Origin of the sequence: Streptomyces luteireticuli (assembly GCF_041519305.1) — a bacterium.
Classification (GTDB): domain Bacteria; phylum Actinomycetota; class Actinomycetes; order Streptomycetales; family Streptomycetaceae; genus Streptomyces; species Streptomyces luteireticuli.
Genome location: NZ_CP167927.1, coordinates 288,503 through 307,623 on the forward strand (window position 1 = coordinate 288,503; position 19,121 = coordinate 307,623).

Sequence of the window (19,121 nt, forward strand, 5' to 3'; positions counted from 1 at the left end):
CGCGAACGGTCCGGGGCCGCCCCGCCCCGGACCCGCCGCGCCGCCCGGCCCCCGCGGCGTGCCGGGGTCTCCCGGCCGAGCTCCTTTGGCATGCTGCTGCAGTCCCGAATCACCCGGAGCGAGGGAGCTCGACGTGCAGGAGAAGGGCCCGCGTCGGACGGACTCCGGCATTCGGCGCGAGGCCGACCTGCTCGGTCTGGCCCGCACCGCCCTGGAGCGGGCCATCGCGGTGCTGGACCGTTCCGCGGCAGGGGGCGAGAAGGGCATGGCCGCCCTGGACGGGGTCCTCGGAGAGCTGTGGGACACGGCGGAGGACTTCGCCTCGGCCGGGCCGGCCGCGGGTGTCCTTCCGGAAGCCGACATCCGCACCGCCATCACCGGCATGTATGTGGGGGAGGATGTGGGGCGCATGGCCGTGCTGGCCCGCCAGGTGGGAGACATCGCCTGGGCGCGCCGGTCGAAACCGCCGCTCCCGGCGTCCGTGGCAGATCCCTTGCGGGAACTCGGTGAAGCGGCCCTCGACCTGATCGGCCGGGCACACGACTCGGTCCTCTCGCCCGCCGCCGGGCGCATTCCCGATGACCGGCTGGCGGATATCGGGGACCGACAGGACCGGCTGTGCGCCGGGCTGCTCTCCGGGAGCAGTTCGCTCGGCGTCGTGGACGCGGTGGACGTGGCGGTGCTGGTCCGCTGCTACGCCGAGTGCGCCCGGCGCGCCGCCTCCGTGGCCGCGCACACGGCCCTGCTGAGGGAGACCGCGCCGCCGGAGTGACGGGCACGGTTCAGGGCAGCCCGGCCACCGCCGTCTGTTCGAGGATCAGCCGCCATACGTCCCGGTCGTGCACGAGACCGCCGTGGGTCACCACCATGGCGTGCTGGACGGGGTCGTCCGGGTCGATCCACAGCCCGTCGTCGCGCACGACGTACTCCAGCAGTGCCCCGGCGTTGCGGGCGTACGCGCGGGAGGCCGCCGCCGGGATGTCCTCCGGGAGCCGTCCGGCGCCGATCAGCGCGACGCCGGTTCCGGCGATGCCCGTGCATCCCGGGCGCACCCCCTCCACATTGCCCCCGTCGGCCCCGGCGGCCACGTCGACGACCACGGAGCCCGGTCTCATGTCCGCCAGGTCCCGGTCCGTCACCAGCAGGGGCGGTGGCCGCCCACGGCGTGGCCGGACCGTGGTGACGAGCGCGTCGACGCCGGCCAGCGGGCCGGCTTCCCGGCCACGGAGAGCGACCTCCGCCCCGAGGCGGCGCAGGGTCGCGGCCGCTTCCTGCGCCGCCTCGTCCGCGCCGAGGACCACGACCCGGGCGGGCCGCGACGAGGCATCCGCCGTGGCGTGCAGGGGCCGGTCCAGACGGTCGGCGGCCAGGAGGGCCGCCTTGTAGCCGGCGAGCCGGCCCTGCGAGGCGACGGCGTCCATCGGCCGTGCCAGGACCGAGCCTTCCGGCGCCAGGTCCAGCCCGATCGAGGTGACGCCCGCGTCCGCCCAGTCCCGTACGCGGAACGGGATGCGCACCGGGTCCAGGAGGGCGATCAGCGTGTGCCCGCGGCGGAGCCGGCGCCCCGCCGGGAGGTTGGGCGGCCGTACCCCCACCAGGATGTCCGAGCGGTCGAGGAGTTCGTCGGGGGTGACGATGTCGGCGCCCGCTCGCCGGTAGCCCTCGTCGGGCCACCGGGCCGCCGCCCCGGCCCCCGATTCCACCGCCACGGCCAGGCCCAGGGCCTGCAGGGGCCGGACCGACTCCGGGACGAGCGCGACCCGGCGTTCGCCCGGAGCGGTTTCCCGGCAGACCCCCACCGTCAGGCCCGTCATCGTCGGCCGACCTCCGTTCGAAGGCGTTCCGCTTCTCAGTATGGATCTCGATGTACAGGTCTCGCTCCGGGTGCGTTGCACCACGGAACCGGGCCGGTCCGGGCCATGCTGAAGAACCGCTCCGGCCCCGGGGCGGACGGCGCGGAAGAGGGCGGTATGGCACACGGCTGGCAGTTCTGGGTCGACCGGGGAGGCACGTTCACCGACATCGTCGCCCGGAGCCCCGACGGCCGGCTGCTCACCCGCAAGCTCCTCTCGGAGGACCCGGACCGCTACCGTGACGCGGCCGTGGAGGGGATCCGCCGGCTGCTCGGTCTGCGCGAGGGCCAGGAGATCCGGCCGGGCGTCGTCGAGGTGGTGCGCATGGGCACGACCGTGGCCACCAACGCCCTCCTCGAACGCAAGGGCGAGCGCACCGCGTTGGTGATCACCCGGGGGTTCCGGGACGCCCTGCGCATCGGCTACCAGAACCGGCCCGGGCTCTTCGACCGGGAGATCGTCCTGCCGGAGGTGCTGTACGAGAGGGTTCTGGAGGTGTCCGAGCGCGTCACGGCCGACGGTGAGGTCCTGCTCCCGCCCGACCTGGACGGCCTCGCCGCCGGGCTGCGACAGGCCCGCGACGACGGCGTGGGTGCCGTCGCGGTGGTGTGCGTGCACAGTCACCTGTACCCGGCGCACGAGGAGGCGATCGGGGAACTGGCGCGGCGGACCGGTTTCCCCCAGGTCTCCCTCTCCAGCGAGGTCAGCCGGCTGATGAAACTGGTGCCACGCGGCGACACGGCCGTGGTCGATGCCTACCTCTCCCCCGTCCTGCGCCGCTATGTGCGGCAGGTGGCGGACCGGCTGCCCGGCGTCCGCCTGATGTTCATGCAGTCCAACGGGGGCCTGGCCGAGGCCGGTCACTTCCGCGGCAAGGACGCCGTCCTGTCCGGGCCGGCGGGCGGCATCGTCGGCATGGTCCGCATGTCGCAACTGGCGGGTTTCCGGAAGGTCATCGGCTTCGACATGGGCGGCACCTCGACGGACGTGTCCCACTTCGCGGACGCCTTCGAGCGGGTGGTGACCTCCCAGGTGGCCGGAGTCCGGCTGCAGGCCCCCATGCTGGACATCCACACCGTCGCCGCCGGAGGCGGCTCCGTCCTGCATTTCGACGGCGGCCGCTACCGCGTCGGCCCCGACTCGGCCGGCGCCCGTCCGGGCCCCGCCTGCTACCGCGCCGGCGGTCCGCTGACCGTCACCGACGCCAATGTGATACTCGGCCGCATCCAACCCTCCCGCTTCCCCCGGGTGTTCGGACCGGACGGCGACCAGCCCCTGGACCGCGACACCGTCCGCCACCGCTTCGCGGAGCTCGCGGACGGGATCCGCGCCCGCACCGGTGACCGGCGCACCCCGGAGCAGGTCGCCGAGGGCTTCCTGCAGGTGGCGGTGGCGAACATGGCGGCCGCCGTCAAGCGGATCTCCGTGCAGAAGGGACGCGACGTCACCGCGTACGTGCTGACCACGTTCGGCGGTGCCGGGGGACAGCACGCCTGCGCCGTCGCCGACTCCCTCGGCATCCGCACGGTCCTCGTCCCTCCCCTGGCCGGGGTGCTCTCCGCGCTGGGCATCGGCCTGGCCGACACCACCACCCTGCTGGAGCGGTCCGTGGAAGTGCCCCTCGACGAGGCGGGCATGGAGCGGATCCGCATCGTGGCCGAGGAGTTGGAGACGGCGGCCCGGGCGGAACTGCGGGACCAGGACGTCCCCGACGGACGCGTCCGGGTCGCCGGCCGCGCCCGGCTGCGCTACGACGGCACGGACACGGCCGTGACCGTGGCGCTCGGCGAACGCCGGGGCATGCTGGAGGAGTTCGAGGAGACCCACCGGGCGATGTACTCGTTCCTCCTCGAACGCCCCGTCGTCGTCGAGGCCCTCTCCGTCGAGGCCACGGGGCTCACCGAGCAGCCCGACCTCGGCGGTCCGGTCATGGCCGGCCGGGCCCTCGACGAGGGTCCGGGCACCGGCACCGTCCGCCTCTACGCGCAGGGGTCATGGCACGACGTGCCGCTGCGGGAGCGCGAACGCCTGCGCCCCGGTGCCGAGGTGTCCGGCCCCGCCCTCATCACCGAGGCCAACGCGACCACGGTGGTGGAGCCGGGCTGGCGGGCCGGTGTGACGGAGACCGGGCACCTCCTGGTCGAACGCACGGCCCCGCCGCCCGGAGCCGACGTGGGGACCCGGGCCGACCCGGTCATGCTGGAGATCTTCAACAGCTTCTTCGTGTCGGTGGCCGAGCAGATGGGGGCGCGGCTGGAGGCCACGGCGCAGTCCGTGAACATCAAGGAACGGCTCGACTTCTCCTGCGCGTTGTTCGATCCCGACGGCAGCCTCGTCGCCAATGCCCCGCACATTCCCGTGCACTTGGGGTCCATGGGCACCGCCGTCAGGGAGGTGATCCGCCGGCGGTCCGGGGGCATGCGGCCCGGCGAGTCCTATGCCGTCAACGATCCCTACCACGGCGGCACCCATCTTCCCGACGTCACGGTGGTGACCCCCGTCTTCGACGAACGGCCCGGGGCCGCCCGCCCGGAGATCCTCTTCTTCGTCGCGTCCCGCGGCCACCACGCGGAGATCGGCGGCCTCACGCCCGGCTCCATGCCGGCGAACAGCCACGAGATCGACGAGGAGGGGGTGCTCTTCGACAACTGGCTGCTCGTCGAGGACGGCAGGTTCCGCGAGGCCGAGACCCGGGAGCTGCTGACGTCGGCCCCGTACCCCTCCCGCAGTCCCGACACCAACCTGGCCGACCTCCGGGCCCAGATCGCCGCCAACCGCAAGGGCGTCGAGGAGGTCGGCAGGATGATCGGCCACTTCGGCCTGGACGTGGTGCGGGCCTACATGCGGCACGTCCAGGACAACGCCGAGGAGGCCGTACGCCGGGCGATCGACCGTCTCTCGGACGGCGCGTACCGCTACAGGACGGACTCCGGCGCGGTCATCGCCGTGAGCGTACGGATCGACCGCCGGCACCGGTCGGCGGTCATCGACTTCACCGGCACCTCCGCCCAGTTGGCGACCAACTTCAACGCGCCCACGGCCGTGGTGAACGCGGCGGTGCTGTACGCCTTCCGCACCCTCATCGACGAGGACATCCCGCTCAACGACGGCTGTCTGCGCCCCCTGCGCATCGTCGTCCCCCCTGGGTCGATGCTCGCCCCCGAACACCCCGCCGCCATCGTCGCCGGCAACGTCGAGACGTCCCAGGCCGTCGTCGGCGCGCTCTACGCCGCGCTGGGCACCCAGGCGGAGGGGTCCGGCACGATGAACAACGTCACCTTCGGCAACGACCGGCACCAGTACTACGAGACCGTCGCCTCCGGCTCAGGAGCGGGCCCGGGGTTCGACGGCGCTTCGGCGGTCCAGACGCATATGACCAACTCCCGGCTCACCGACCCGGAGGTGCTGGAGTGGCGACTGCCCGTCCTGCTCCAGGAGTTCGCCGTCCGTACCGGCAGCGGCGGCGCGGGCCGTTGGCGCGGCGGCGACGGCACCGTGCGCCGGCTGCTCTTCCGTGAGCCGATGACGGTCAGCACCCTCTCCGGCCATCGGCGCGTCCCGCCGTACGGCATGGCGGGCGGCCGCCCGGGCGCCCTGGGCGCGAACCGAGTGGAACGCGCCGACGGCAGCTCCACACCGCTGGCGGGCAGCGACTCGGCCGAGGTGCTGCCCGGTGACGTCCTGGTGGTGGAGACTCCCGGCGGGGGCGGGTACGGCGCTCCCGGGGAACCACCCGCAGGCCACTGACCGTTGCGGCGGCCGGCGGCGGCGTCCGTCCTGCCGCGCGCACCGCTTCCGCGCGGAGGCCGCGCTGCGGCCCTCGGTGAAGTCGACGCCGCGGAGGCGACGGCCCGCACCCTCAGGCGAGTTCGCCCTCAGGCGAGTTCCATGTGAACGTCGGGCGGCTGCCGCAGGGAGTTGTGGACGGTGCAGTGGTCGACGACCGCCAGGAGTGCCCTCTCCTGGTCCTCGGTGAGTCCTGGGGGAACAGCGAGGCGCACACGCACACGCGCCACCCGGGCGGGCCGGTCCGTGGCCATGTCGAACTCCGCGTCCACCCGCAGGCCGTCCCGGGGCATGCCGTGCCGGGTCAGGTAGCGGCCGGCGTAGAAAGCGATGCACGCGGCCAGCGAGGCCACGAAGAGGTCCACCGGCGTCGGACCGAGATCATTGCCGCCGACGTCGGGAGGCTGGTCCACGGTGAACTCGTGACCGCGTGAGGAGACGCGATAGGACTCGCCGCCCGTGAAGGCCACGGTGAGCCTGTTCGGCGCGGGGGCGTCTCCGTGGGCGGCGGGGAGTGGCCGCCGCGTCCGGTGTCCGGGTCCGTTGCTCATGGCGTGCCTCCCTTCCCCCCTTTCAGGCAAGGCCCGTCCGAGCGCCCGGGCAAGGGACCGGAAGGGCCGGGTCATGGGCCTGGTGGTCCCTCTGCGGGCGCCCGGCCTCCGGGGCCGGACCGTCCGGACGGGGTTCGCGACCCTGCCCGGCGTGGTCCGGGGCCGGCGACAGGACGAACGTCCCGGGAAGGGGGCCGGTCGGCCGCTGCCGCCGACCGCGTGGGGTGCGAGCGTGGAAAGGAGACGGCTCGGCGGCGACACGCGCGAGGTGAGCGGTCATGGACGCTCGGATGATGACGTGGAGGTGGCAGCGCAACCCCCTGCTGCGGCGGTCGGACATCGCCGAGCGGTGGATGGCGGTGATCACCATCCTGCTCATGGCCGTCCTCGCGCCGCTGGCGGGGATCCTGGTCGCCACGGGCGTCGCGACGTCGTCGGGCCGGCAGGAGCGGGACCGGCACCCGGCCACGGCCGTGCTGACGAAGGACGCCGCGCTCGTGCCCACCGGCACGGCGCCCGGCGGAACGGTGGTACGCGCCCGGGCCCCGGTGCGCTGGGAGGCCCCGGACCACAGCACCCGGACCGCCGTGATCCAGGTGTCCCCCGACGCCAGGGCCGGGACCGGCACGGTGATCTGGACCGACTCCCGCGGACGGATCGTTCACCGGCCCCCGACCCCGTCCCAGACCGAGCTCCGGGGCAGCACGACCGGTGCCGGGGCGGCGGGCGGTGTCTGTCTGCTGCTTCTCGGCGCTCGCCTGCTGACCGTCAAGGTCACGCTCGACCGGTACCGGGCGCGTGCCCGGGAACGCGAGTGGTCCGAGGTCGCACCACGCTGGACCCACCGCACCGCCTGAACTGCCGGTGGGCCGGTCGCCGGAAGGCGGCAGGGGCCGTGTCGAACCGGAGCGGAGCCCGACCGCCCGGCGACACTACGGATATGAACCGAGTATCCGACGAAGACATGGTCCTGGTCCCCGGCGGTTCCCTGATGACCAGAACCCCGGAGGAGGGCCGCGCCCTCGCACTCACCCTGGCCCGGCACACCATCCACAACATCCAGCCCGACCTGGACATCCTCAAGGGAGGCCGACCCAACTACTCCTCCACCCCGGACAGTCTCATCGACGCCGCACGGGTTGTCGCGATCGAGTTCCAGACCATCGCCGCCGCCAACGGCTACTGGCGCGGCTGACCTCCGCCCGGACCTGCCGCGGGCGGAATCACACCGATGCGGCGCCCGTGGATCCCGGTGCCGGCAAAGCCGCGGCGGCCGACGGATCAGCGTCCGTCATGCCCCGGCACAAAGGTGCGCGTCTCCCCGGGAGAGACGGTGAGCGGACGCCCTTCGAGCACGATCCGGAGCGCAGATTCCTCCGAGTCCGGGACGCTGACGGTCAGTTGGTCGCCGCACAGACGTACCCCGATGCCCCAGTGCCCCCGGTAGCGGAGGGTGAAGCCGAACTCGGAGAGCCCGGGGATCTCCACCGGATCGATCCAGAGGGCGTCCCCGCGGGTCTCCAGGCCGGTGAGGCCGCGCTGCACCAGATCCAGGGTGCCGGCCATCGCGCCGAGATGGATGCCTTCGGCGGTGGTGCCGCCCTGGACGTCCGCGACGTCCTCCTCCAGCGCCTCCCGGCAGTACCGCCAGGCGTCGGCGCGGCGGGCGCGGGCCAGCACCCAGCCGTGGACCAGGCTGCTGAGGGTCGAACCGTGGCTGGTGCGCCGGAGGTAGTGGTCGACGGTGCGGCGCCATGTCTCATCGGTGAGCCGATGGCCCAACTGCCGGAGGATCGCGGACAGTTCGGCGGGCGAGAAGAGGTAGCCGAGCATCAGCACGTCCGCCTGCTTCGACGCCTGGTACCGGTTGACCGTGTCGCCCTCGGCCTCCAGGATCCGGTCCAGCCGCCGGATGTCGCCGTACCGTTCGCGGTAGCCGTCCCAGTCCAGCTCGGCCAGCTCCCCGTAGCCCTCGAACTGGCCGATGACGCCCCGGTGGAAGGGCACGTGCAGGCGATGGGCGATCTCCTCCCAGAGCGCGAGCTCCTCCGCGTCCAGGGTCTCGCGCTCGAAGAGCTCCTGGCGGCGCCGGTCGGGCAGGCTCCGGACCAGGTCCAGTGCGCGGGTGAGGACCCATGCGGCGGTGACGTTGGTGTAGGCGTTGTCGTCGATGCCGGGGGCCCCGGAATCCGGGTAGGCGTCGTGGTATTCGTCGGGGCCGACGACCCCGCGGATGCGGTAACGGCCGCTCGCGGGGTCGAGGACGGCGCTGCCGGCCCAGAAGCGGGCGATCTGCAGCAGCATGTCCGCGCCCTTGGTGTGCAGGTACTTCACATCTCCGGTCGCCTGGCAGTACTGCCACACGTTGTACGCGACGGCGGAGCCCACGTGGTGCTGGAGCCGGGAACGGTCCGGGACCCAGCGGCCGGAGCGGGGGTTGAGGTGCAGTGTCTGGGTCTCGTCGCGGCCGTCGCTGCCACTCTGCCAGGGGTACCGCGCCCCGGCCCGGCCCTCCTGCCGTGCGGCCAGGAGGGCCTTGGGCAGGCGCCGGTGGCGGTAGTCGATCAAGGCCCGGGACACCTCGGGGAAGTGCAGGTTCAGGTAGGGCAGGACGAACAGCTCGTCCCAGAAGACGTGGCCCCGGTACGCCTCGCCGTGCAGCCCCCGGGCGGGCACTCCCACGTCCAGGTCCGTCGTGTGCGGGGAGAGCGTCTGCAGCACGTGGAAGACGTGCAGGCGCAGGACCCGGCCCGCCTCCCCCGGCAACCGGATGTCCGCACGGCGCCACAGGTGCTCCCAGGCGACGGCGTGCGTCCGCAGGAGTTCCCGGAAGTCGGGGGCCGCGGCCGCCCGTTCGACGGCCGCGGTGAACGGGTCGCTGATCGCGCGGTCGTGGGAGGTGTGCAGGGCGACCGTCTTGTCCACGGTGACGGACCGGCCGTCGGACAGGGCCAGTTGGAGACGGTGGGCGGCGTGGCGGCCGGACGCCTCCCGGTGCGCGGCCGCCGGTTCGCCGCCGGTGACGGTGGTGCGCTGGGCGAGGGCGATGCCGATGTCGGACGTCCTGGTGCGGCAGCGCAGCCAGACCAGGTCCGGCCCGGCGGTGCCGGTGCGGAACGCCGTGAGGTGGCGGCCGTCGAGGGCACGGTAGCGGGGCACGTTGGCGTTGACGACGGTGCCGTCGAGGCCGGATTCCACCTCGATCCGCCCGGTCCAGCCCTCAGGAGTAAAGACGGTGCGCAGGGCTCCGATGTGCGGGTCCCCCATATGGACCAGCCGGTGCTGTTCGACACCGAGCACCCGGCCGTCGGCGGCCCGGTACCGGAAGGTCCGGGTCAGCGTCCCGTGCCGCAGCCGCAGGAGCAGCCGGTGATCGAGGAACCCGCCGTCGTCCATCGAGGCCCAGGGACCGGGCGGGCCGTCGTCGGGAAGCGGACGGAAGCGCAGGGGCAGCCAGTTCGGGAGGTTGACGACGTCCTCGTTCTCGACGTCGCGGCCGGCCACCGTCGAGACCAGGCGGTCGTAGCAGCCGGCCGCGTAGGTGCCCGGGTAGTGCCCGTGTCCGGCGGCGCTCTCGGGGGCCGCCCCCCCCGGGTGGCGAAGCAGCCGTTGCCGAGCGTGCACAGGGCTTCGCGCAATCCCTCGGTGGCGGGATCGTAGCCCGTGTACTCCCAGGTCCACTCGGGCATGGCCGTCCTCGCCTCCGTTCTCCCGTTCAGGAAACCTCCGTCCGGGGAGAACAGCCACCGCGGCGCCCCCGTGCCCCGTACGGACGCGCCCGGGCCCGCGGGCCCGGCCCGCTCCGGCGATCATCGGAAGGAATGCCCCGGACCAGGGAGTGAGCGATGACGGAATCCCCGCGCATCGCGGTGATCGGAGTCGGCAACGAGTTCCGGCGGGACGACGGCGTCGGCCCCGCCGTCGTCGCCCGGCTGCGGGAGCGCGCGTCGGACCGCCCGCTGCCGCCGGGGGCCGCGCTCGCGTCGAGCGACGGCGACCCGGGCCGGCTGATCGGGCTGTGGGAGGGCACGGAGCTGGCCGTGGTCGTGGATGCCGCGCATGCGCACCCGGGACACCCGGGGCGGGTGCACCGCGTGGATCTGGACCAGCGGGCGGCCCGGCACACGGGCGCCGCCAGCACGCACAGTCTCGGCCTCGGGGAAGCCGTGGAACTGGCCCGGGCGCTCGGCCGGATGCCCGGGCACCTGATCGTGTACGCGGTCGAGGGCGCCGACCGTTCCCTGGGGACGGGCCTCACGGAGGCGGTGGCGGCGGCGGTGGACCCGCTCGCGGAGCGCGTCGAGGCGGACATCGCACGGCATCGCGACGCGGCCGCCCGCGGCGCGGACCCGGAGCCGTGAGCGGACGGGCCGCCCCTCCGGGCACGGTGCGCGAGGCGCGGCTGATCACGGTGTCCGGCCGGGTCCAGGGAGTGGGGTACCGCCCCTTCGTCCACCGCACCGCCACGGGTCTGGGGCTCGACGGGTGGGTGATCAACGCCGGGGGACACGTCGAGGTGCTGGTGGCCGGGCCGCCCACCGCGCTGGACGCGCTCGTCGGTCTGCTCCGGGACGGCGGACCGCCGCTCGCCGAGGTGCGGCGCCTGACGGCGGCACCGCTGGCCGGACCGCTCCCGGCCCCCGGCTCCGGATTCGCCGTACGTCCCAGCACCGGGGCACCACGGCACAGCGGCCCCCGGGAGGTTCCGCCGGACGCCGCCACCTGCGCGGCGTGCGTGCGCGAACTCTTCGACCCGGGCGACCGCCGCCACCGCTACCCGTTCGTCAACTGCGCCGACTGCGGCCCGCGCGCCACCGTCGTCGAGGATCTGCCGTACGACCGCGAGCGGACCACCATGCGGCACTTCGCGCTGTGCGCGCCGTGCGCCGCCGAGTACGCGGACCCGGCCGACCGGCGCTTCCACGCCGAGCCCGTCGCCTGCGCGGACTGCGGCCCGCGGCTGTCCTGGGGCGGGCTCGCCGGGGAGGCGGCGCTCGGCGCGGCCGTGGCGGCGGTGGCGGACGGCGCCGTCGTGGCGGTCAAGGGGCTCGGCGGCTACCAGTTGGTATGCGACGCCACCGACGCCCGGGCCGTCGCCCGGCTGCGGGAACGCAAACGGCGGCCGGTCAAGCCGTTCGCCGTCATGGTGCGCGGCCCGGCGGACGTACGGCGGCTGGCCCGCGTGCCGCGCGCCGCGGTCGGCGCACTGACCTCGCCCGCCCGTCCGGTCGTCCTGCTGCCCGCGCGCCGCCGGACCGGTGTCGTACGGGAAGTCCACCCGGGCACCGGACTCATCGGCCTCTTCCTGCCCACCACGGGCCTGCACCACCTGCTGCTCCACGATCTCGCCCGCCCGCTCGTCGTCACCAGCGGCAACCTCTCGGGCGAGCCCATCGCGACCGGCGACGCCGAGGCGCGGGCCGCGCTGGCCGCCGTCGCCGACGGCTTCCTCTCCCACGACCGGCCGATCCGCGCGCGGTACGACGACTCGGTGCTGCGCCCGGCGGGGCGGACGGTACTGACCCTCCGCCGCGCCCGGGGGCTCGCGCCCGCGCCCCTGCCGCTGCCCGTGGCCGCTCCCGTGCCGGTGGTGGCGGCCGGGGCTCAGCTGAAGCACACGTTCGCCCTGGCGGAGGGCGCACGGGCCGTCCTGGGGCCGCACACCGGGGACTTGGCGGACGCCGCCACGCTCGACGCGTTCGCGGAGTCGTACGCCGGCCTGACCCGCCTGACCGGCATCGAGCCGGAGGTCGTGGCGCACGACCTGCACCCGGGGTACCTGTCCACCCAGTGGGCCCGTTCACTCCCGGCGCGGCGGCGGATCGCCGTGCAGCACCACCACGCGCACGTCGCGGGCTGCGCCGCCGAACACGGCCTCCAGGGGCCGTACTTGGGGATCGCCTACGACGGGCTGGGACTCGGTGACGACGGCACTCTGTGGGGCGGGGAGATCCTCGTCGCCGACCTGACCCGGTACCGCAGGGTGGCACGCTTCGGCACCGTCCCCCTGCCCGGAGGGGCGGCGGCCGTGCGCCGCCCCGCCCGTACGGCGCTGGGCTGCCTCCACGGCGCCGAGCGCCTGGGCACACCGCTTCCGGGCGCGGCCCTGGTACGGCGGTTCGAGCGGCGCCTCGACCCTCAAGAGGTGCGCGTGGTACGGACGATGGTCGAACGGGATGTCAACTGCCCGCGCGCCTCCAGCGCCGGGCGGCTGTTCGACGCCGCGGCGAGTCTGCTCGGCCTGTGCGACGACGCAACGTACGAGGGACAGGCGGCCGTTGCCCTGGAGACGGCCGCGGGCGGCGGGCCGGCCGAGGCGCTGCCCTGGCGGGTGGTGTCCGTCGGCGGGCTGTGGGTGTACGACCCGGTGCCGACGCTCGTCGCCCTGCTCGAAGGGGCCTGCGACGGCGGGCGTCCGGCCCGGCTCGCGGCTTCATTCCACCGCACGGTCGCCGAAGTGACCGCCACCCTCGTCGAACGGGTCGTCCGGGCGGGTGCCCCACGCACCGTGTGCCTGTCCGGCGGCTGCTTCCAGAACGCCCGGCTGCTCGCGGAGACCGGAACACTGCTGCGGCAACAGGGACTTCACGTCCTCGTGAACAGCGCGGTCCCGGTCAACGACGGCGGCATCAGCTACGGGCAGGCCGCCGTGGCCGCGGCCCGTCTCCGACGAGGAGGGTGAGTGCGCGATGTGCCTGGGCATCCCGGGGAGAGTTCTGGAGATCCACGACCGTGCCGGTCTGCGCATGGCGACGGTCGACTTCGGCGGCGTCCGCCGCGAGGCGTGCCTGGCGTACACGCCCGAGGCGGACGTCGGCACGTATGTCGTGGTCCACGTCGGATTCGCGATCACCACGGTCGACGAGGCCGAGGCGCAGCGCACCCTGGACGTGCTGCGGGCCATGGCGGACGCGGTGGAGGGCGAGCTCGGTGAGCCGCTGCCGGCGGCGCGAACGGGGCGGCCGCGGCGGTGCCGGGACGTATGACCGGCGGCACCGGCGCGGACGACGGGGCACCATGTGGCTCAGTCCCGCCACTCTCGACGTGCATGTCGTCGACGGTGTGGTCACGCTGAAGGGGCGGCTGGAGCGGCGCAGCGAGATTCCGGTGCTGCTGCAGCTGACGGAGCGGATCGACGTCGGTGGTCGGGCAGTTGGCCTACCGGGTGGACGACGCGCGGCCGGCGAGGCCCGCCGAGCAGACGCTGCTCGGCCTCGCCGACGACTGATCCGCCGGTCCGCCGCGCCGTACGGCCGTACGCCCGGACAGGAGGACCATGGCTTCCGCCACCGCGACACGCGATCCCGAGGACACGTTCTGCGTGCTCGACCGCACCGGGATCGACGCGCTCGTCCGCGTCCTCCGCGCCCGCGGCCGCACGGTGGTCGGCCCCACGGCCCGGGACAGTGCCATCGTCCTGGCCGAGCTGGAATCCGCGGACGAGCTGCCCTACGGCTGGGGGGGTGGAGCTGGAGGGCGGCCATTACCGGCTGGTCCGGCGCACGGACGGGGCGGCCTTCGCGCACAGCGCCGGGCCGCAGTCCTGGAAGAACTTCCTGCTCCCGCAGCGGGTGCGCCAGTGGACCGCCGACCGCGGCCCCGACGGCGGACTCACCGTGCGCGCCGAGCGGCACGACCCCGCCTCGTACGCCTTCCTGGGCGTGCGCCCCTGCGACCTGCGCGCCATCGCCGTCCAGGACCGGGTGCTGACCGGCGGACGGCACAAGGACGACGCCTACCGGGCCCGGCGCACGGGCGCCTTCCTGATCGCCGTGGAGTGCACCGAGCCCGGTGCGACGTGCTTCTGCGTCTCCATGGGGACCGGCCCGTCCGCCGGTCCCGGCTACGACATCGCGATGACCGAGGTCGTGGACGACGCCGGGCACCGCTTCCTGGCCCGGGCCGGAACGGCCGAAGGGGCCGAGGTGCTGGACGAGTTGCCGCGCCGGGCCGCCGATCCCGCCACGCGCACCACGGCGGCGGAGGCGGTCGAGGCGGCCGCGGGCCGCATGGGCCGCACCATGCCGCCGACGGACCTCCGGGCCCTGCTCGCGGGCACGATGGACGCCGAGCGCTGGAACGACGTCGCCGCCCGCTGCCTGACCTGCGGCAACTGCACGATGGCCTGCCCGACGTGCTTCTGCACCACCACGGAGGACGTCACCGACCTCGCCGGTGACCACGCCGAGCGGTGGAGCCGTTGGGACTCCTGCTACGACCTCGACTTCTCCCAGCTGCACGGCGGCCCGGTCCGGGAGTCCGGGCGGAGCCGCTACCGTCAGTGGCTCACCCACAAACTGGGCACCTGGTACGACCAGTTCGGCAGTTCCGGCTGTGTGGGCTGCGGCCGGTGCATCGTGTGGTGCCCGGTCGGCATCGACATCACCGAGGAGGCCCACGCCCTCCACCAGGAGGCCCTCGCCCAGGGCACGGCGCCGCGGGAGGAGCCCTCATGACGGCCAGGCCCGGCGTCTTCGGCGCCCTTCCCGAGGGCCGCCGCGAGGCACTGCTGGCGCTCTCCCGCGAGGTGTCCTTCCCCGGCGGCACCCGGATCTTCGAGGAGGGCGGCCACGCCGACCGGCTCTGGATCCTGCACACCGGTACGGTCGCCCTCGACCTGCACGTGCCCGGCCGCCGCCCCGCCGTCATCGAGACCGTCGGGGCGGGCGAACTCCTCGGCTGGTCCTGGCTGTTCGCGCCACGGCAGTGGCACCTGGGAGCCGAGGCCACCAGCCCGGTGCGCGCCTGGGAATTCGATGTCGAGCGGGTCCGCGAGCTGTGTGCGCACGACCCGGAACTCGACCACGCGCTCCTCCTGTACACCGCCGAGACCATCGGCAGACGCCTGCGCGCCGCCCGCACCCGGCTCCTCGACCTGTACGGCCCGGCCGGGAGCGGGGGACCGCGATGACCGCCGTCCCCCTCCCCTACCGCGTGACGGACGCCCGCCCCGAGACGTCCGACACCGTCACGGTCCGCCTGGAGCCGGTGGGCGAGGCGCTTCCGCCGTTCGCCGCCGGGCAGTTCGCGATGGTCTACGCGTTCGGCGTGGGCGAGATCCCCGTCTCCGTGGCCGGCATCCTCCCCGACGGCGGCCTGCTGCACACGATCCGGGGCGTCGGCGCGGTCTCCCGGGCGCTGTACGCCCTGCGTCCCGGCGCGACGGTCGGGATGCGCGGGCCGTTCGGCACCGGCTGGGACCTGCCCCTGGCCGCGGGCGACGACCTGCTCGTCGTCGCGGGCGGCATCGGGCTCGCTCCCCTGCGTCCCCTCGTCCTGGCCGCCCTGGCCGCCCCGCGGACGTTCGGGCGGCTGAACGTCCTGGTCGGCGCCCGCAGCCCGGACGACCTCCTCTACCGCGACGAACTCGCCGACTGGAACCACCCGTACTGCGGCGTCGTCGTGGACCGCCCCGGCCCCGGCTGGCACGGCCGGGTCGGCGTGGTCACCGCCCTGCTCGACGAGGCGCTGTTCTCCCCGCCGGAGACCACCGCCTTCGTCTGCGGCCCCGAGGTGATGATCCGCGCGACCGCCCGCGACCTGCTGGCCCGCGGCCTGCGCGCCGACCGCGTCCTGGTCTCCCTGGAGCACAACATGCGCTGCGCCACCGCCCATTGCGGCCACTGCCAGCTCGGGCCGCTGCTGCTGTGCCGGGACGGCCCCGTCGTCGGCTACGACCGCGCCGAACCGCTGCTCGCCGTAAGGGAGCTATGAGATGGACACCCATACGGCACGGCGCCCCCGACTCGGTGTCTTCAAGTTCGCCTCCTGCGACGGCTGTCAGCTCACCCTGCTCGACTGCGAGGACGAACTCCTCGGGCTCGCCGCGCAGGTGGACATCGCCCACTTCCTGGAGGCGTCCGGCGCGGTCGAGCCCGGCCCGTACGACCTGTCCCTGGTCGAGGGATCGGTCACCACGGCCGAGGACGCCGAGCGCATCCGCCGCGTCCGCGCGGAGTCCCGCCACCTGGTCACCATCGGCGCCTGCGCCACGGCAGGGGGCGTCCAGGCACTGCGCAACTTCGCGGACGTCGAGGAGTTCCGCGCGATCGTCTACGCGCGGCCGGAGTACGTCGAGACGCTCGCCACGTCCACCCCCATCGCGGCGCATGTCCCCGTCGACCTCGAACTCCAGGGCTGCCCCATCGACCGCGGACAGCTGCTGGAGGTGATCACCGCCTTCCTCTCCGGACGCAAACCGGATATCCCCCGGCACAGCGTCTGTTTCGCCTGCAAGCGGCGCGGCATCCCCTGCGTCACCGTCGCCCGGGGCACGCCCTGCCTCGGGCCGGTGACGCACGCCGGCTGCGGCGCCCTCTGCCCGTCCTACGGGCGGGGCTGCTACGGCTGCTTCGGCCCGTCCGGCTCGCCGAACCTGCCCGCGATGATCCCCCTGCTGCGCAGCGACGGCATGAGCGACGAGGACGTCCTGCGCGTCCTGCACACCTTCAACACGGCGAAGTTCGCGGCGATCGAGCAGGAGACGGGACCGTCATGACGCACCGTGGCTCACGCGTCCTGCACGTCGGCTCCCTCGCCCGCGTCGAGGGGGAAGGAGCCCTGCGGCTGAGCGTGGACGGCGGCACCGTCACCGCCGCCCGGCTGGAGATCTACGAACCGCCGCGCTTCTTCGAGGCGTTCCTGCGCGGCCGCCGCCACACCGAGCCGCCCGACATCACCTCCCGGGTCTGCGGCATCTGCCCGGTCGCGTATCAGATGAGCTCCTGCCGGGCGATCGAGGACGCCTGCGGGGTCACCGTCGACGGCCAACTGGCCGCGCTGCGCCGCCTGCTGTACTGCGGCGAGTGGATCGAGAGCCAGACCCTTCACATCCATCTGCTGCACGCCCCCGACTTCCTCGGTTACGAGAGCGCGATCCACCTCGCCCGCGACCGGCGGGCGGACGTCGAACGCGGCCTGCGCCTGAAGCAGGCGGGCAACTCCATCATGGAACTCCTCGGCGGCCGCGCGATCCACCCGGTCAACGTCCGCGTCGGCGGCTTCCACCGGACCCCGACCCGGGCCGAACTCCGGCCGCTCGCCGAGCGGTTGCGCCGCGCCCGCGACGACGCGCGGGAGACGGTCCGTTGGGTGGCGGGCTTCGACTTCCCCGACGCCGAGTGCGACGCCGACCTGTTCGCCCTGGCCGAGCCGGACACCTACGCCATCGCCGGCGGCACCCCCACCGTCCTCCCCCATGGCGACGGAGCCGCGCTACGCACCTTCCCCGTCCAGGACTTCACCGCCCACGTGATGGAGGAGCAAGTGCCGTACTCCACCGCGCTGCAGGCCCGGCTCGACGGCCGCCGGCACCTGACGGGCTCCCTGGCCCGCTGGGCCATCAGCGGCCATCTGCTGCCGCCGTCCGTCCGGGAGGCCGCCCGGGACGCGGGCCTCGACAGCCTGTGCCGCAACCCCTTCCGCAGCATCGTCGTCCGCGCCGTGGAGGTGCTGTACGCGGTCGAGGAGGCCCTGCGCCTGATCGATGCCTACGAGCCGCCGCCCCGCCCCGCTGTGGACGTGCCGCCGCGGTCCGGTACCGGCCACGGGGCGACCGAGGCCCCGCGCGGCACCCTCTATCACCGCTACGTCCTGGACGCCGACGGGATCGTCACGGACGCCCGTCTGGTCCCGCCCACCTCGCAGAACCAGGGCGCCATCGAGGAGGACCTGCGCCGGATCGTCCAGGACCGGCTGACCGCCGGGGACGCCACCGATGCCGAGTTGACCCGGCTGTGCGAACGGGCCGTCCGCAACCACGATCCGTGCATCTCCTGCTCGGCCCACTTCCTCGACCTGACCGTCGACCGAGCGTGAGGCACGCTACGTGAAATACCTCGACGAGTACCGCGATCCCCGGCTCGCCCGTCGGCTGCTGGACGAACTGCACCGCACCGCCACCCGCCCCTGGCAGATCATGGAGGTCTGCGGCGGCCAGACCCGCACCCTCGTCCGCCAGGGCATCGACGAACTCCTGCCCGCCGGCATGCGGATGGTGCACGGCCCCGGCTGCCCGGTCTGCGTCACCCCGCTGGAGACCCTCGACCGCGCCATGGCCGTCGCCGCCCGCCCGGGCGTGATCCTCACCAGCTTCGGCGACATGCTGCGCGTCCCCGGCTCGCGCACCGACCTGCTCGCCCTGCGGGCGCGCGGCGCGGACGTGCGCGTCGTCTACTCCCCCATGGACGCCGTGCGGCTCGCCGAGGAGCACCCGCGGTCCGAAGTCGTCTTCCTCGCCGTGGGCTTCGAGACGACGGCGCCGGCCAACGCCATGGCCGTCCTGCACGCCGCCCGCCTCGGGCTGCGGAACTTCTCGATGCTGGTCAGCCACGTCCTCGTACCGCCCGCGATGACGGCGCTGCTGGACTCCCCCGAGTGCGGGGTCCAGGCGTTCCTGGCGGCCGGGCACGTGTGCGCGGTGATGGGCTGGACCGCGTACGAACCCATCGCCGCCCGGTACGAAGTCCCCGTCGTGGTCACGGGGTTCGAACCCCTCGACCTGCTGGAGGGCATCCTGATGACCGTCCGGCAGCTGGAGCAGGGCAGGGCCGAGGTCGAGAACCAGTACGTACGGGCCGTGCGCCGGACGGGCAACGACGAGGCACGGTCCGCCGTCTCCCGCGTCTTCCGGATCACGGACCGGGCCTGGCGGGGCATCGGCGCACTCCCCCGCAGCGGTCTCGAACTCCGCCCGGAATTCGCCGCGTTCGACGCCGCACGGCGCTACGAGGTCGAGGACCTGCGCCCGGCCGAACACCCCGAGTGCATCGCAGGCAGCATCCTCACCGGCGCCCGGCTGCCGACCGACTGCACCGCCTACGGCACCCGCTGCACCCCCCGCCATCCCCTCGGCGCGCCCATGGTGTCGGCCGAGGGCACCTGCGCGGCCTTCCACGCCGCCGGACGTACGGCCGTATGAAAGGCAGTTGTT

The 19,121-nt window shown here is 74.1% G+C and carries 14 protein-coding genes and 2 pseudogenes; 13 read left to right on the forward strand and 3 right to left on the reverse strand.

The window, feature by feature from the left end; all coding sequences use genetic code 11:
- Nucleotides 1-133 precede the first annotated feature (133 nt).
- Nucleotides 134-772 (forward strand): hypothetical protein, encoded by a 639-nt coding sequence (locus tag AB8735_RS01245; RefSeq protein WP_344026380.1) that lies wholly within the window; start codon nt 134-136, stop codon nt 770-772.
- Between the two features lie 10 nt (nt 773-782).
- On the opposite strand, the gene AB8735_RS01250 is transcribed toward AB8735_RS01245, so the two are convergent.
- A complete protein-coding gene (locus AB8735_RS01250) occupies nt 783-1,814 on the reverse strand; it encodes an NAD(P) transhydrogenase subunit alpha (RefSeq protein WP_372404470.1) in 1,032 nt (343 codons plus the stop codon).
- Nucleotides 1,815-1,919: 105 nt separating this feature from the next.
- Here AB8735_RS01250 and AB8735_RS01255 point away from each other — a divergent pair, with 105 nt between their 5' ends.
- Nucleotides 1,920-5,600 (forward strand): hydantoinase B/oxoprolinase family protein, encoded by a 3,681-nt coding sequence (locus AB8735_RS01255; RefSeq protein ID WP_372404471.1) that lies wholly within the window; start codon nt 1,920-1,922, stop codon nt 5,598-5,600.
- Between the two features lie 128 nt (nt 5,601-5,728).
- Here the strand turns inward: AB8735_RS01255 and AB8735_RS01260 are convergent, their stop codons facing one another.
- Nucleotides 5,729-6,190: an OsmC family protein gene (locus AB8735_RS01260; RefSeq protein WP_372404473.1), complete on the reverse strand. Its 462-nt coding sequence runs from the start codon at nt 6,188-6,190 to the stop codon at nt 5,729-5,731.
- A gap of 278 nt (nt 6,191-6,468) precedes the next feature.
- On the opposite strand from AB8735_RS01260, the gene AB8735_RS01265 reads away from it, so the two are divergent.
- On the forward strand, nt 6,469-7,047 hold the full coding sequence (locus AB8735_RS01265) for a hypothetical protein (RefSeq protein ID WP_372404475.1): 579 nt from the start codon (nt 6,469-6,471) through the stop codon (nt 7,045-7,047).
- 83 nt (nt 7,048-7,130) lie between these two features.
- On the forward strand, nt 7,131-7,385 hold the full coding sequence (locus tag AB8735_RS01270; RefSeq protein WP_372404476.1) for a hexameric tyrosine-coordinated heme protein: 255 nt from the start codon (nt 7,131-7,133) through the stop codon (nt 7,383-7,385).
- Between the two features lie 86 nt (nt 7,386-7,471).
- Here AB8735_RS01270 and AB8735_RS01275 read toward each other — a convergent pair.
- Nucleotides 7,472-9,879: pseudogene (locus tag AB8735_RS01275) on the reverse strand (glycoside hydrolase family 65 protein).
- Nucleotides 9,880-10,035: 156 nt separating this feature from the next.
- On the opposite strand from AB8735_RS01275, the gene AB8735_RS01280 reads away from it, so the two are divergent.
- From AB8735_RS01280 to hypD, 9 genes and pseudogenes are all read left to right on the forward strand, one after another.
- Nucleotides 10,036-10,551, forward strand: coding sequence for a hydrogenase maturation protease (locus AB8735_RS01280; protein WP_372404478.1), 516 nt, complete (start codon nt 10,036-10,038; stop codon nt 10,549-10,551).
- The gene (hypF, locus tag AB8735_RS01285) at nt 10,548-12,872 is read left to right on the forward strand and encodes a carbamoyltransferase HypF (RefSeq protein WP_372404480.1); all 2,325 of its coding nucleotides are present in this window, start codon (nt 10,548-10,550) and stop codon (nt 12,870-12,872) included. Before AB8735_RS01280 ends, hypF begins: the two co-directional genes overlap by 4 nt.
- Nucleotides 12,873-12,879: 7 nt before the next feature.
- Complete coding sequence (locus tag AB8735_RS01290; protein ID WP_372404483.1) at nt 12,880-13,176, forward strand: HypC/HybG/HupF family hydrogenase formation chaperone; 297 nt, start codon at nt 12,880-12,882, stop codon at nt 13,174-13,176.
- Between the two features lie 290 nt (nt 13,177-13,466).
- Nucleotides 13,467-14,646, forward strand: a pseudogene (locus AB8735_RS01295) (4Fe-4S dicluster domain-containing protein).
- Entirely contained in the window at nt 14,643-15,101 is a 459-nt protein-coding gene (locus tag AB8735_RS01300) for a cyclic nucleotide-binding domain-containing protein (RefSeq protein WP_372404484.1), read from the forward strand. The pseudogene AB8735_RS01295 and the gene AB8735_RS01300 overlap by 4 nt, the downstream one beginning before the upstream one ends.
- On the forward strand, nt 15,098-15,904 hold the full coding sequence (locus tag AB8735_RS01305) for an FAD/NAD(P)-binding protein (protein ID WP_372404485.1): 807 nt from the start codon (nt 15,098-15,100) through the stop codon (nt 15,902-15,904). The genes AB8735_RS01300 and AB8735_RS01305 overlap by 4 nt, the downstream gene beginning before the upstream one ends.
- Nucleotide 15,905: 1 nt before the next feature.
- Complete coding sequence (locus AB8735_RS01310; protein WP_372404487.1) at nt 15,906-16,688, forward strand: oxidoreductase; 783 nt, start codon at nt 15,906-15,908, stop codon at nt 16,686-16,688.
- Complete coding sequence (locus AB8735_RS01315; RefSeq protein ID WP_372404489.1) at nt 16,685-18,007, forward strand: Ni/Fe hydrogenase subunit alpha; 1,323 nt, start codon at nt 16,685-16,687, stop codon at nt 18,005-18,007. Before AB8735_RS01310 ends, AB8735_RS01315 begins: the two co-directional genes overlap by 4 nt.
- Nucleotides 18,008-18,017: 10 nt before the next feature.
- Nucleotides 18,018-19,109, forward strand: a complete 1,092-nt coding sequence (gene hypD / locus AB8735_RS01320; protein ID WP_372404491.1) for a hydrogenase formation protein HypD — start codon at nt 18,018-18,020, stop codon at nt 19,107-19,109.
- The last annotated feature ends 12 nt before the right edge of the window (nt 19,110-19,121 follow it).